The 12,230-nt window shown below is 62.7% G+C and carries 11 protein-coding genes; 5 read left to right on the forward strand and 6 right to left on the reverse strand.

Annotation, left to right across the window (positions count from 1 at the left end):
* The first annotated feature begins 179 nt into the window (after positions 1-179).
* The 3 genes from AC0L3D_RS18310 (at position 180) to greA (ending at position 3,118) form a co-directional block, all read left to right on the forward strand.
* On the forward strand, positions 180-1,346 hold the full coding sequence (locus AC0L3D_RS18310) for an acetyl-CoA acetyltransferase (protein ID WP_473531438.1): 1,167 nt from the start codon (positions 180-182) through the stop codon (positions 1,344-1,346).
* A 126-nt stretch (positions 1,347-1,472) separates the two neighbouring features.
* Positions 1,473-2,477 carry an asparaginase gene (locus tag AC0L3D_RS18315; protein ID WP_287281672.1) on the forward strand — a complete coding sequence of 335 codons (1,005 nt, stop codon included), beginning with the start codon at positions 1,473-1,475 and terminating at the stop codon, positions 2,475-2,477.
* 167 nt (positions 2,478-2,644) lie between these two features.
* Positions 2,645-3,118 (forward strand): transcription elongation factor GreA, encoded by a 474-nt coding sequence (gene greA / locus AC0L3D_RS18320; protein ID WP_023800852.1) that lies wholly within the window; start codon positions 2,645-2,647, stop codon positions 3,116-3,118.
* A gap of 122 nt (positions 3,119-3,240) precedes the next feature.
* On the opposite strand, the gene AC0L3D_RS18325 is transcribed toward greA, so the two are convergent.
* From AC0L3D_RS18325 to AC0L3D_RS18340, 4 genes are all read right to left on the reverse strand, one after another.
* Entirely contained in the window at positions 3,241-3,630 is a 390-nt protein-coding gene (locus AC0L3D_RS18325) for a type II toxin-antitoxin system death-on-curing family toxin (RefSeq protein ID WP_023800851.1), read from the reverse strand.
* Positions 3,627-3,848, reverse strand: coding sequence for an AbrB/MazE/SpoVT family DNA-binding domain-containing protein (locus tag AC0L3D_RS18330; RefSeq protein ID WP_023800850.1), 222 nt, complete (start codon positions 3,846-3,848; stop codon positions 3,627-3,629). The genes AC0L3D_RS18325 and AC0L3D_RS18330 overlap by 4 nt, the downstream gene beginning before the upstream one ends.
* A gap of 71 nt (positions 3,849-3,919) precedes the next feature.
* Positions 3,920-6,043, reverse strand: a complete 2,124-nt coding sequence (gene scpA / locus AC0L3D_RS18335) for a methylmalonyl-CoA mutase (protein ID WP_473645348.1) — start codon at positions 6,041-6,043, stop codon at positions 3,920-3,922.
* Positions 6,040-7,479 (reverse strand): methylmalonyl-CoA mutase subunit beta, encoded by a 1,440-nt coding sequence (locus tag AC0L3D_RS18340; RefSeq protein ID WP_473645350.1) that lies wholly within the window; start codon positions 7,477-7,479, stop codon positions 6,040-6,042. The genes scpA and AC0L3D_RS18340 overlap by 4 nt, the downstream gene beginning before the upstream one ends.
* Before the next feature lie 257 nt (positions 7,480-7,736).
* On the opposite strand from AC0L3D_RS18340, the gene AC0L3D_RS18345 reads away from it, so the two are divergent.
* Positions 7,737-9,284 carry a helicase HerA-like C-terminal domain-containing protein gene (locus AC0L3D_RS18345; RefSeq protein ID WP_128172653.1) on the forward strand — a complete coding sequence of 516 codons (1,548 nt, stop codon included), beginning with the start codon at positions 7,737-7,739 and terminating at the stop codon, positions 9,282-9,284.
* Positions 9,285-9,408: 124 nt separating this feature from the next.
* Here the strand turns inward: AC0L3D_RS18345 and AC0L3D_RS18350 are convergent, their stop codons facing one another.
* A complete protein-coding gene (locus tag AC0L3D_RS18350; RefSeq protein WP_473645352.1) occupies positions 9,409-10,233 on the reverse strand; it encodes a L,D-transpeptidase in 825 nt (274 codons plus the stop codon).
* 262 nt (positions 10,234-10,495) lie between these two features.
* On the reverse strand, positions 10,496-11,158 hold the full coding sequence (locus AC0L3D_RS18355) for a haloacid dehalogenase type II (RefSeq protein ID WP_023800845.1): 663 nt from the start codon (positions 11,156-11,158) through the stop codon (positions 10,496-10,498).
* Between the two features lie 157 nt (positions 11,159-11,315).
* On the opposite strand from AC0L3D_RS18355, the gene AC0L3D_RS18360 reads away from it, so the two are divergent.
* Entirely contained in the window at positions 11,316-12,194 is an 879-nt protein-coding gene (locus AC0L3D_RS18360) for a branched-chain amino acid aminotransferase (RefSeq protein ID WP_128168036.1), read from the forward strand.
* Positions 12,195-12,230 lie beyond the last annotated feature (36 nt).

Below are 12,230 nucleotides of genomic sequence, written 5' to 3' on the forward strand. Positions count from 1 at the left end.
ATCAACAAAAATCCGACGCGATTGTGTGGCAAATGTCGGCTGCCGTGACCAGATATCAAGATCAAGTGGTTGTGTGGTTCTGGCCCCTTTACGAAGTCCGCTGGAACGGTTCATTCTTGAACAATGTTGATAGCGCGCCGCCACATCGCGTAGCCCGGCCCGCAGGGATGGAGATAACCATGACAGCATGCATCGTCGGCTGGGCGCATTCGCGCTTCGGCAAGCTCGAAGGCGAGACGCTGGAGGGCCTGATCACCAAGGTGGCTAGCGAGGCGCTCGAACATGCCGGCATCGGTCCGGACGAGGTCGACGAGATTGTGCTCGGCCACTTCAATGCCGGCTTTTCCGCACAGGATTTCACCGCAAGCTTGGTCCTGCAGGCCGACGACCGGCTGCGCTTCAAGCCGGCGACGCGGGTCGAGAACGCCTGCGCCACCGGCTCGGCGGCGGTCAGGCAAGGCATCCGTGCCATCGACGCCAATGCGGCGCGCATCGTGCTGGTGGTCGGCGCCGAGCAGATGACGACGACATCAGGTCCAGAAATCGGCAAGAATCTTCTCAAGGCCTCTTATCTGCCCGAAGAGGGCGACACGCCGGCAGGCTTCGCCGGCGTTTTCGGCCAGATCGCGCAAGCCTACTTCCAACGCTATGGCGACCAGTCGGACGCGCTGGCAATGATCGCCGCCAAGAACCACAGGAACGGCGTCGACAATCCCTATGCGCAGATGCGCAAGGATTTCGGCTATGAGTTCTGCCGGCACGAGAGCGAGAAGAACCCCTTCGTCGCCGGTCCCCTGAAGCGTACCGACTGCTCGCTGGTCTCGGACGGCGCCGCCGCCCTGGTGCTTGCCGACACGGCGACGGCATTGAAGATGCGCCGCGCCGTCGCTTTCCGCGCCAACGAGCATGTGCAGGATTTCCTGCCGATGTCGAAGCGTGACATCCTGGCATTCGAGGGTTGCGAGCAGGCGTGGAACCAGGCGCTGAACAAGGCCGGTGTGACGCTCGACGATTTGTCCTTCGTCGAGACGCATGACTGCTTCACCATCGCCGAGCTGATCGAATATGAGGCGATGGGCCTGGCGAAATCGGGCGAGGGCGCAAAACTGGCGATGGACGGCGAGACGGCGAAGGACGGTCGGCTGCCGATCAATCCGTCAGGCGGGCTGAAGGCCAAGGGCCATCCAATCGGCGCCACCGGCGTCTCGATGCATGTGCTGAGCGCGATGCAGCTCGTCGGCGAGGCCGGCGGCATCCAGGTGCCCGGAGCAAAGCTCGGCGGCATCTTCAATATGGGCGGCGCCGCCGTCGCCAACTACGTTTCCATTCTCGATCGGATCAGATAAAAGCGGCCCGCATTACAGCGCCGCGCGTCCTTCCGGACGCGCAAAGGACGCTGTAACATTTTGATTTGACGCATGATCCTCGAAATCGAATCCGATTTTTCGAGGTCATGCGTTAGCGGGGAACTCATGACGAATCCGGTTCTGGTCGAAGTTTTGCGCGGCGCCGTGGTAGAGAGCGCGCATCGTGGCGCCATTGCGGTCTTCGATGCCGATGGCAAGCCGTTCCTGGAAATCGGCGATACGGCTCGCCCGGTGTTTCCGCGCTCGGCGGTCAAGGCGATCCAGGCGCTGCCGCTGGTCGAAAGCGGCGCCGCCGATGCGTATGGCTTCGGCGATCGCGAACTGGCGCTGGCCTGCGCTTCGCATTCCGGCGAGCCGGCGCATGTCGAACTGGCGCGGGCGATGCTGGCCAAAGCCGGGCTGGACGACACGGCGCTGGAATGCGGCGCGCATTGGCCGTCAAGCCATGACGCGACAGTTGCGCTCGCCCGTGCCGGCACCTCGCCAAACGCGCTGCACAACAATTGTTCTGGCAAGCATGCGGGCTTTCTCTGCACCTGCGTCCACGCCGGCGTCGCTCATCGCGGCTATGTCAAATCAGGCCATGCCTCGCAGGACATGGTGCGCGATGCAATGCAAGCGGTGACCGGTGCTGCCCATGATGTCGATCATTGCGGCACTGACGGCTGCTCGATCCCGACCTATGCCGTGCCGCTGCGCAGCTTCGCGCTCGGCTTTGCCCGCATGGCGACAGGTATTGGCTTTGAACCCATTCGCGCCAAAGCCGCAAAGCGGCTGCTTTCCGCCTGCATGGCCGAGCCATTTTTCGTCGCTGGCACGGGCAGGGCTGATGTTGCGCTGATGCAGGCCGCGTCAGGCCGGATTTTTGTGAAGGGAGGGGCCGAAGGCGTCTATTGCGCGGCACTTCCCGAGCTTGGCCTTGGCATTGCGCTGAAATGCGATGATGGCGCCGGCCGCGCCGCTGAAGTCATGGTCGCGGCCTGCATGGCCAAGGTTTTGCACGCCGACAAGGCGCTGGCGGCGATACTGGTCGAACAGGCACATCCGCCCGTGGAAAACCGGATCGGCGCCAAGGTCGGCTCACTCCGCCCCACTGCTGCGCTGGGCTGAGAACGGGCTTCGGCTCCCAGGATTGCGTCCGATGGTCAGATGCGCATATCCGCACAGAGTCCGAGTGTCCGGCCGTCGCGCCGCAGGAATCGTGTCACGCCGGATCGGCAGATCCGGTTTGCCGGCAATAGCTTGTGGAGTCGCCACGCGAGGCATAAGCTCGACTGATGAGCAGAGCCTTCACGCGCGAAGAAGATAGCGAAAACGCCATCGCCGGCATCGGCGAGCGGCCGATCAGCCACCATCGCAATCTGGTGACGCAACGCGGCCTGGCGCTGATCGACGCCGAACTGGCTGCCCTGCGCGACGATCTGGGCAGAGCGGAAAAGAGGGCCGACCGCGAGCGCATCGCGCTCATCTCGCGCGACCTGCGCTACTGGACCGCGCGGCGTGAAAGCGCCGAGCTTTCCGTGCCGGAACCGGGCAGTGACCTGGTTCGCTTCGGCATGGGCGTCACGCTGGAAGGCGAGGACGGCAGGAAGGTGCACTGGAGGATTGTCGGCGAGGATGAGGCCGATCCGGCCAAGGGGACGATTTCCCATGTTTCACCGATGGCCTTGGCCTTGTTCGGCAAGAAGGTCGGCGAAATTGCCGTGGTGAACGGCAGGGAGTGGGAGATTGTGAAGCTCTCCGACAGCTAATGCATGTCGCCCCAAAAGCATGCGGCCCTGACCCGAGGGTGCGCAGCGGTTTTGCGATAGCGACTGCATAAAAACGAGAACTTAAAGCGCGTCGCGGGAATCCATCCCGAACGCGACGCACATTAGCCCTCGACCTTGACGACATGGTCGCGGAAGAACGCCGCAGCACCCGCCTCGTCGATTTCGCCGGCGGCGACGCCCATGACGAACTCATAGATCGTGCCGTTGTCGGCCGTCAGCACATAGCCGTTGACAATCAGGAACGCGCCGGCGGCGACGATGGCCGCGCGCTTGTTGCCGTCGACAAAGGCGTGATTTCTGGCGATGCCGAAGATATAGGCCGCCGCCAGATCCTCGATCGATGGATCCCCATAGTTCGCCTTGTTCTCGGCTCGGGCGAGCGCCGATTCGAGGGCATTCTCATCCCTCAAACCGTGCGCTCCGCCGTGCCGACGCAACTGCTCGGCGTGCATGGCTTCGACCGCACGCCGGCTCAGGAACTCCCAGCTCATTCGGCGAGCTTCTGAAGCGCGACTTTGTATTTGTCCATGACTTGGCGAGCAGCTTCCATCTGCCGTTCGAAGCTGTCGTCCACTGGCCGAAGGGCGATGCCCTTGCTCGTTTCGACGATCTCAAGCTGATCGCCGGCCTTCAGATTCAGGTGATCGAGAATTTCCTTGGGCAGGATCACGCCTTCGGAATTGCCGATTTTGCGAATGGTCGTGTTCATGGATTCAACCCTTGTTGCAACGCCAATTATAACTCCAATTGTCGGTCGTTGCAACATGGATTATAACAAGTTCAGCCGGCCTGCAGCAGCCTATCCATCAGCCGCTCCGCCGCTTCCGGGATGACGGTGCCTGGCGGGAAGATTTCCACAGCACCCGCCTGCCGTACCGCCTCATGATCTTGCGGCGGGATGACGCCGCCGGCGACGATCAGCATATCGTCGCGGCCAAGCTTCTTCAGCGCGTCCCTGAGTTCGGGAATGAGCGTCAAATGACCCGCGGCCAGCGACGAGGCGCCAATGATATGCACGTCGTGCTCGACGCCAAGCCTGGCGATCTCGTCCGGCGTCTGGAACATCGGCCCGACGGTGACGTCGAAGCCTAGATCGGCAAAGGCGGTGGCGATCACTTTCTGGCCGCGATCATGGCCATCCTGTCCCATCTTGGCGACGAGAATGCGTGGCTTGCCGCCGGACTTCTCCTCGAACGCGACCATCTTGTCCTGCAGCCGATCGACCGCCGGATTGTCGCCGAGCGCCCTGCGATAGACGCCGGAGATCGTCTGGACGGAGGCGACATGGCGGCCAAAAACCTTTTCCAGCGCCAGTGAAATCTCGCCGACCGTGGCGTTGGCGCGTGCGGCGCGAATGGCGAACTCCAGCAGATTTTCGCCGCTCTCCGCGGCCCGGCTCAGCGCACTCAGTGCGCTCTCGACGGCGCCGACGTCGCGCGTGCCTTTCAGCCGCTGCAGTTTCGACAATTGCCGGGCCCTGACTTCGGCGTTGTCGATCTTCAGCACGTCGACTTTGATATCCGTCTCGGGACGATGGGCGTTGACGCCGACCAGGATCTGCTCGCCGGAATCGATCCGCGCCTGCGTGCGCGCGGCGGCCTCTTCGATGCGCAGCTTCGGTATGTTTTTTTCGGTTGCGGCGGCCATGCCGCCCAGGCTCTCGACCTCTTCGATATGGGCAAGCGCGCGCGCCGCCAGGTCATGCGTCAGCCGTTCGAGATAGGCAGAGCCGCCCCACGGGTCGATGATGCGGGTGGTGCCGGATTCCTTTTGCAGGATGAGCTGCGTGTTGCGGGCGATGCGGGCCGAATGGTCGGTCGGCAGCGCCATCGCCTCGTCGAAGGCGTTGGTGTGCAGCGATTGTGTATGACCCTGCGTCGCCGCCATCGCCTCGATCATGGTGCGGATGATGTTGTTGTAAGGGTCCTGCGCCGTTAGCGACCAGCCCGAAGTCTGGCAATGGGTGCGCAGCGACAGCGAGCGCTCGTCCTTCGGCGAGAAGTTCTTCAGCATCAGGGTCGACCACAAAAGGCGGGCTGCCCTCAGCTTGGCGACCTCCATGAAGAAGTTCATGCCGATCGCCCAGAAGAAGGACAGGCGCGGCGCAAAACGGTCGATATCGAGCCCCGCCGCGATACCGGCGCGGGCATATTCGATTCCATCGGCGATCGTGTAGGCGAGCTCGAGGTCGGCGGTCGCCCCTGCCTCCTGCATGTGATAGCCGGAGATCGAAATCGAATTGAACTTCGGCATGTGCTGCGACGTATAGGAGAAGATGTCCGACACGATCCGCATCGAAGGTTTTGGCGGATAGATGTAGGTGTTGCGCACCATGAACTCTTTCAGAATGTCGTTCTGAATGGTCCCGGCGAGGTCCTTTTGCGCAACGCCCTGTTCTTCCGCGGCGACGATGTAGAGCGCCATGATCGGCAGCACCGCGCCGTTCATGGTCATCGACACCGTCATCTCGTCAAGCGGGATGCCGTCGAAGAGCTGGCGCATGTCGAGGATGGAATCGATGGCGACGCCTGCCATGCCGACATCACCGGCAACGCGCGGATGATCGCTGTCGTAGCCGCGATGCGTGGCAAGGTCGAAAGCGACCGACAGTCCCTTCTGGCCGGCCGCGAGGTTGCGCCGGTAAAAGGCGTTCGACTCTTCCGCCGTCGAGAAGCCGGCATATTGCCTGATCGTCCACGGCTGCTGGACATACATGGTCGGGTAGGGGCCGCGCACGAATGGCGGCAGGCCCGGATAAGTGTCGAGATGCGGTAACCCCTTGAGGTCGCCCTGGTTGTACAGATGCTTGATGGCCAGTCCTTCCGGGGTCATCCGCTGGCCCTTGACCTCAATCGGCGCCCGGCGCGGCGCCGACCAGCCGATCTGGCTGAAATCCGGAATCATGATGCTGCTCCGATCGATTGATCGATACGGATCGGAAACAGCGGCTCGCACACCGCGACGCCCTCGGTGACCGAGGGCCGCCGCTCCGCCGCCAAGGTTTCGACCGGACGTTCGGTCTTCGACGGGTGAAGCGTCGTGCCGATGATGGCCCGCTCGCCCGCCTGATAGGCAGCATTGCGGCGGGCGGAGGCCGCCTGAACCCGTTTCTGGATGTGTCCTTGCTGCAGGCTGGACAGCACGCCGCCTTCCGCCTCGATCCGCTGGAATTCTTCCCACGCCGCTTCGCAGAGTTCGCCAGTCAGCGCTTCAACGGCGCCCGAACCGCAAGCAGGGTCGGCGACATGATCGATATGGCTTTCGTTGGCCATGATCAGTTGCGTATTGCGGGCAACACGGCGGGCAAAGCCCGCCGGCAGGCCCTGCGCGATCGTATGAGGCAGGATGGAGACCGAGTCCGCCCCGCCGGCTGCCGCGGCAAAAGCGGCGATCGTGGTGCGCAGGATGTTCGTCTCCGGGTCCGCCGAAGTCATCATGCGGAACGATGTCTCGGCATGGATGTTGGCGGTGGCGGCGGAGATCGAGCATGCCTCCTGGACCCGCGCCCACAGCCTGCGCAGGGCCCTGACCTTGGCCATCGATACGAACTGGTCCTGGTCGACGCTCAGCGCAAAGCCGATATGGGGCGCCGCATAGACAAGCGGCTGGCGCGCCTCCTCAAACATCCGGAGATAGGAGACCGCCGAAGACATCATGGTGCCCAGCTCCTGCGCTTCGGTGGCACCGGCATTGTGGAAGACGCGTCCGTCTGCCTCCAGCAGGACCCCGGGCACGCCCATCGAGAAAAAGTGCGCCAGGGACTGCGGCATCGACGCCTGCAAGGCCTCGATCGACATCCGCAACCGGCCGGTTCCGGCAAAGATCGCCGCCGGGTCGATGCCGAAGGACAGGTTGAGCTTTGCCGGGTCTGACCGGCGCTTGCTCAAGAACGCAACCAGCCAGTCGGCCACGGCGCGGCTCCAGGGATGCGCGTCGATGCGGACCTGGATGCGGTTGAGCGGCACGCCGTCCAGCACGGTCTCCAGCGCCTCGGCAGTCCTCGGCAGCCCGTAGCCGAACGCATTCGGCGCGCCTTCGAAGACAAGCGACAATCCGGTGGCGCCCTGTGCGACGTCCTCCAGGGCCTGGGCTTTGGCGCGGCCGACATCCGGATCGTCGATACGCTGGCTGACGATCCACGGCGATCCGGGGTTTGCCCGTGGGAGAGGCTCTGCGGTGACCGAACGATCATAAAGCGGTTCGATGCGGATGCCATCGTCCGTATGGGATACGAGTTTTTCCTCGAAGGATCCGCCGGCCAGGGCTTTTTCCGCAAGGGCCAGCCACCGCTGCCGGTCAGGGTTCGGAAGTTCGGCATCGTGGTTCAAGGCACCGGCCATCCGCTCTCCTCGTCTTCTCGGCCGATAGGCCTGGAACGTCAGTCTACGGTTCCCCGTCGCATATCACAATGCAACACGCGCCCTGCGACGGTGAACCTTCAACCGATTGCCAAACATGCGCAAAATCCGCAAGCTCCAAAACCCAATTTCGACCATGGCCATTGTCGCTGCGCAATGGCGTCATTATACCTGCGGCGAGCCCCACCACTTTCAATAGATCAGGGCATTCAACACTTCAGGTTGCGGAGACCCGACACATGGCTGACGACACCAGTATTTTCATCGGAGCCAGCCGAAAGCCTGATGACAGCTACCAGCGCGCCGAAAACCTGCTGCTTCAGTATGGCAATCGTCATGGCCTGGTCACCGGCGCGACCGGCACCGGCAAGACCGTGAGCTTGCAGATTTTGGCGGAAGGTTTCTCCAATGCCGGCGTGCCGGTCTTCTGCGCCGACATCAAGGGCGACCTGTCCGGTATCGCCATGATGGGCGCGGCACAGGATTTTCTGGTCAAGCGCGCCGAGCAGGTCAAGCTCGATCCCTATGATTTCCAGGAATTTCCGGTCATATTCTGGGATCTTTTCGGCGAGCAGGGCCATCCGATCCGCGCCACCGTCTCGGAAATGGGGCCGCTGCTGCTGTCGCGGCTTATGAACCTGTCCGAGGCGCAGGAAGGCATCATGAACATCGCCTTCCGCATCGCCGACGAAGAGGGCTTGTTGCTGCTGGACCTGAAGGACCTGCAAGCGCTTCTTGCCAACATCGCCGAGCGCGCCGAAGAAATCGGCGCTCGCTACGGCAATGTGACGAAACCTTCGGTTGGCGCAATCCAGCGCACGCTGCTGGTTCTGGAGCAGCAGGGCGCGACGAATTTCTTCGGCGAGCCGGCATTGCGGATCGCCGACATCATGCGCACCACCCGCGACGGGCGCGGCGCGATCAGCGTGCTGGCCGCCGACAAGCTGATGATGAATCCCCGGCTCTATGCGACATTCCTGTTGTGGCTGATGTCGGAACTGTTCGAGGAGCTGCCCGAAGTCGGCGATCCCGACAAGCCAAAGCTGGTCTTTTTCTTCGACGAGGCGCACCTTCTGTTCGATGACGCGCCGAAAGTGCTGATCGACCGCGTCGAACAGGTGGTCCGCCTGATCCGTTCGAAGGGCGTCGGCGTCTACTTCGTCACCCAGAATCCGCTGGATATCCCCGAGACCGTTCTGGCCCAGCTCGGCAACCGGGTGCAGCACGCCCTGCGCGCCTACACGCCACGGGAGCAGAAGGCCGTGAGGACCGCCGCCGAGACGTTCAGGCCCAATCCCGACTTCGACTGTGCTACCGTGATCACGCAGCTCGGCACCGGCGAGGCGCTGGTCTCGACGCTGGAAGCCAAAGGTGTTCCGTCCATGGTCCAGCGGACGCTGGTTCGCCCGCCGTCGTCGCGACTTGGCCCGATCACGCCTGACGAGCGCCGCACGCTGATCACCGAGAGCCCGGTTGTGGGGCAGTACGATCAGACCGTCGATCGCGAATCGGCTTTCGAGATGCTGCAGAAAAAAGCCAAGGATGCGTTGGACGCGGAGGCACAGCAGCAGGAGAGCGGCGGCTCGCGCTGGACCATTCCAGGCTTCGGCAATGATGATCCCGCCCCCCAGCCCACCGGCGGCAGGCGAGCACCGGCGCCGCGAGCGTCCAATCGCCAGACGGTGGCGGAGGCGGCGATCAAATCGGTGGTTCGCTCGGTCGGCACGTCGGTTGGACGGGCGATCGTGCGCGGCATCCTCGGCAGCCTGGCCAGGGGGCGGCGCTGAAAGCACCGCATAGGACCCAAAACCGGGCACCGGTTTTGCGAGAATCCGATGCTCGGGGAAAAGCATCGGACCGGAAATTCGCGGCGCCGAAAGTCCGCCGCTCGCTCCAGCGCCTTCGACCAGCTCAGAAGATCGGTTCCGAGATCGCCCTTGCCGGGCCGAGCAGGATCGATCCTTCCGGGACGCCCGCATCGATTGGAATGGCTTTGCGGTCTGCCGTGGCAACCAGTTCCTGACCGACACCGGAGGTAACGATCACCGGCGTCTTGTTGGGCACACGGTCATAGAGGTCGATAATGTCCTGATTTATCAAGCGAACGCAGCCAGATGACACTGATTTGCCTATGGAAAACCACTCCGGCGAGCCGTGCAGGCGGTACAGCGTGTCCTCGTTGCCCTCGAAGAGATACAGCGCCCGCGCTCCGAGCGGATTGGTGAGCCCGCCGGGCATGCCGCCATTCTCGGCGCTGTATTTTGCGTACTCGGGCTGGCGGGCGATCATTTCGGCCGGCGGCGTCCATTTCGGCCACTTCTGCTTCCACTGGACGACGGCATCGCCAGACCATTCGAAACCGGCGCGACCCAGCCCGACCCCATAACGAATGGCTTGTCCGCCCGGACGCACGAGATAGAGGTGGTGGCCGGCCGTATCGACGACGATGGTGCCGGGCGCTTGGCCGGTCGGATCGGGAACGATTTGACGCAGAAATTGCTCGTCGATTTTCTCGTAGGGTATGCCCGGCAGCTCGAACCCATTGTCGCTGACCGGACCGTACATTGTTGCATAGTCCATGAGCGGCGGCTCGACATTGGCTGGCGGCGGCGGCTCGACAGGCCGGCCTGCCGTCGTGGTGCAGGCGGAAACCGCAATCGAGGCGGCGCCGAGCGCAGCGGCGTTGAGAAAGCCGCGACGGCTCAGGCGATAGGAGTCGATATCGGTTGTGAACATCGTTGCCTTTTTTAAGTCTCATATCGAAACAGAACACGAATACGCCAATCAGTACGGCGCGCCAGCCCTACCAATGCCTGGCGCGATAGGCGGTTCCGATTTTGGCCTGAGGGTGAACAAACAAAGGCAAAGCTGTGACGGTTCAGCCCCTGTTGCGCCGAGGCAACAGGCCCGCAGCGCCGCGCGTCAGCAAAGGACGCTGTCGCAGTTTTATTTTGCCTATGATCCTTTCCAAAAATCGATTCCGATTTGGGCTCATGTGTCAGCCTGCGGCGAGCAGGCCTTCGAGCGAGGGCAGGATCAGGGCCGGCGGAAAGTCCCGGTATTCCTCCGGCTGGTCGGAGCGGTTGATCCAGACTGTCCGGAACCCGAATTTGGTGGCGCCGGCGACGTCCCAGCGGTTGGATGACTGAAACGACACCGCACCCGGATAGAGACGCCAGCCTGTCGTGACCATGTCGTAGACCGACGGATCGGCCTTGAAGCGCTTGACGGCCTCGACGGAATAGATGTCGTCCAGAACCTGGTCGAGCGCGGCCGATTTGACCGCCGCTTCCAGCATTTCAGGCGAACCGTTGGATAGGATCGCCAGCTTGGCGCCAGATGCTTTGAGCGCCTTGAGCACGGCCGGCACCTCCGGATAGCAGTCCAGCCGCCAATAGGCGTCGAGCAGCTTGGCCCTCAGTCCCTTGTCCGCGGAGGGAACCTTGCGCAAGGCGAAATCCAGCGCCTGTTCGGTGAGTTGCCAGAAATCGGCGTAGGCGCCCATCAGCGTCCTCACCCAGGAATATTCCAATTGTTTGGCGCGCCAGATCTCCGACAGGAGCTGGCCGTCCGGTCCGATCTGGTCGGCATGACGGCGGACGGCTGCGTGCACGTCGAACAGCGTTCCGTAAGCGTCGAAAACGTAAGCCGCATGTTGCATGGTGACAGTTTTGCGGCGAGGCAAGGCCAGGCGCAAGCACGGATTGCAATTTCGCATGCCGCTGGCCTTAACAAATCTCAGCCATATCAGTTGACGGCAGACGCCAAAGCATCTTCCAATGGCGAGACAAGACAGCTCTGAAACGCGGAATCAAGCGATGACACTGGCAGCTGCGGCGCAATCCGCGACATGGACCTTCGTGGATGGCGACTGGTATGACGGCAACGTCGCCATTCTGGGGCCGCGCAGCCATGCCATGTGGCTCGGCACCAGCGTGTTCGACGGCGCCCGCTGGTTCGAGGGCGTCGCCCCCGACCTCGACCGCCACGCCGCCAGGGTGAACGCCTCGGCGATCGCGCTTGGTCTCAAACCATCCATGAGCGCCGAAAAGATCGTCGGGCTGACCTGGGACGGGCTGAAGAAGTTCGACGGCAAGACGGCGGTCTACATAAGGCCGATGTACTGGGCCGAACATGGTGGCTATATGGGCGTGCCGGCAGATCCGGCCTCGACCCGGTTCTGCCTTTGCCTCTATGAATCGCCGATGATCTCGCCGGCAGGCTTTTCGGTCACCGTCTCGCCGTTCCGGCGCCCGACCATCGAGACCATGCCGACCAACGCCAAGGCCGGCTGCCTTTATCCCAACAATGGTCGTGCCATCCTCGAAGCCAAGATGCGCGGCTTCGACAACGCGCTGGTGCTCGACATGCTGGGCAATGTCGCCGAGACCGGAACCTCGAACATTTTCCTGGTCAAGGATGGCCATGTCCTGACGCCGGCGCCGAACGGCACGTTCCTGTCCGGCATCACCCGTTCGCGGACGATGACGCTGCTTGACGAATATGGCTTCAAGACCATCGAAAAGGCGCTGTCGGTGCGCGAATTCCTCGAAGCCGACGAGATATTCTCGACCGGAAACCACTCGAAAGTCGTGCCGGTCACCCGCATCGAGGATCGCAATCTCCAGCCCGGGCCTGTAGCGAAAAAGGCGCGCGAACTCTATTGGGAGTGGGCGCATTCGACTTCGGCCGGCTGACTGGCTAAAAAGCGAACCGGCGCTTCGTTCCGGAGT

It is taken from the genome of Mesorhizobium sp. WSM4837 (assembly GCF_055811435.1).

What these genes read in the sequence shown, in the direction of transcription:
- AC0L3D_RS18310 (WP_473531438.1), top strand. Translation starts at nt 180, where the DNA reads ATGACAGCATGCATCGTCGGCTGGGCGCATTCGCGCTTCGGCAAGCTC.
- AC0L3D_RS18315 (WP_287281672.1), top strand. Translation starts at nt 1,473, where the DNA reads ATGACGAATCCGGTTCTGGTCGAAGTTTTGCGCGGCGCCGTGGTAGAG.
- greA (WP_023800852.1), top strand. Translation starts at nt 2,645, where the DNA reads ATGAGCAGAGCCTTCACGCGCGAAGAAGATAGCGAAAACGCCATCGCC.
- AC0L3D_RS18325 (WP_023800851.1), bottom strand. Translation starts at nt 3,630, where the DNA reads ATGAGCTGGGAGTTCCTGAGCCGGCGTGCGGTCGAAGCCATGCACGCC.
- AC0L3D_RS18330 (WP_023800850.1), bottom strand. Translation starts at nt 3,848, where the DNA reads ATGAACACGACCATTCGCAAAATCGGCAATTCCGAAGGCGTGATCCTG.
- scpA (WP_473645348.1), bottom strand. Translation starts at nt 6,043, where the DNA reads ATGATTCCGGATTTCAGCCAGATCGGCTGGTCGGCGCCGCGCCGGGCG.
- AC0L3D_RS18340 (WP_473645350.1), bottom strand. Translation starts at nt 7,479, where the DNA reads ATGGCCGGTGCCTTGAACCACGATGCCGAACTTCCGAACCCTGACCGG.
- AC0L3D_RS18345 (WP_128172653.1), top strand. Translation starts at nt 7,737, where the DNA reads ATGGCTGACGACACCAGTATTTTCATCGGAGCCAGCCGAAAGCCTGAT.
- AC0L3D_RS18350 (WP_473645352.1), bottom strand. Translation starts at nt 10,233, where the DNA reads ATGTTCACAACCGATATCGACTCCTATCGCCTGAGCCGTCGCGGCTTT.
- AC0L3D_RS18355 (WP_023800845.1), bottom strand. Translation starts at nt 11,158, where the DNA reads ATGCAACATGCGGCTTACGTTTTCGACGCTTACGGAACGCTGTTCGAC.
- AC0L3D_RS18360 (WP_128168036.1), top strand. Translation starts at nt 11,316, where the DNA reads ATGACACTGGCAGCTGCGGCGCAATCCGCGACATGGACCTTCGTGGAT.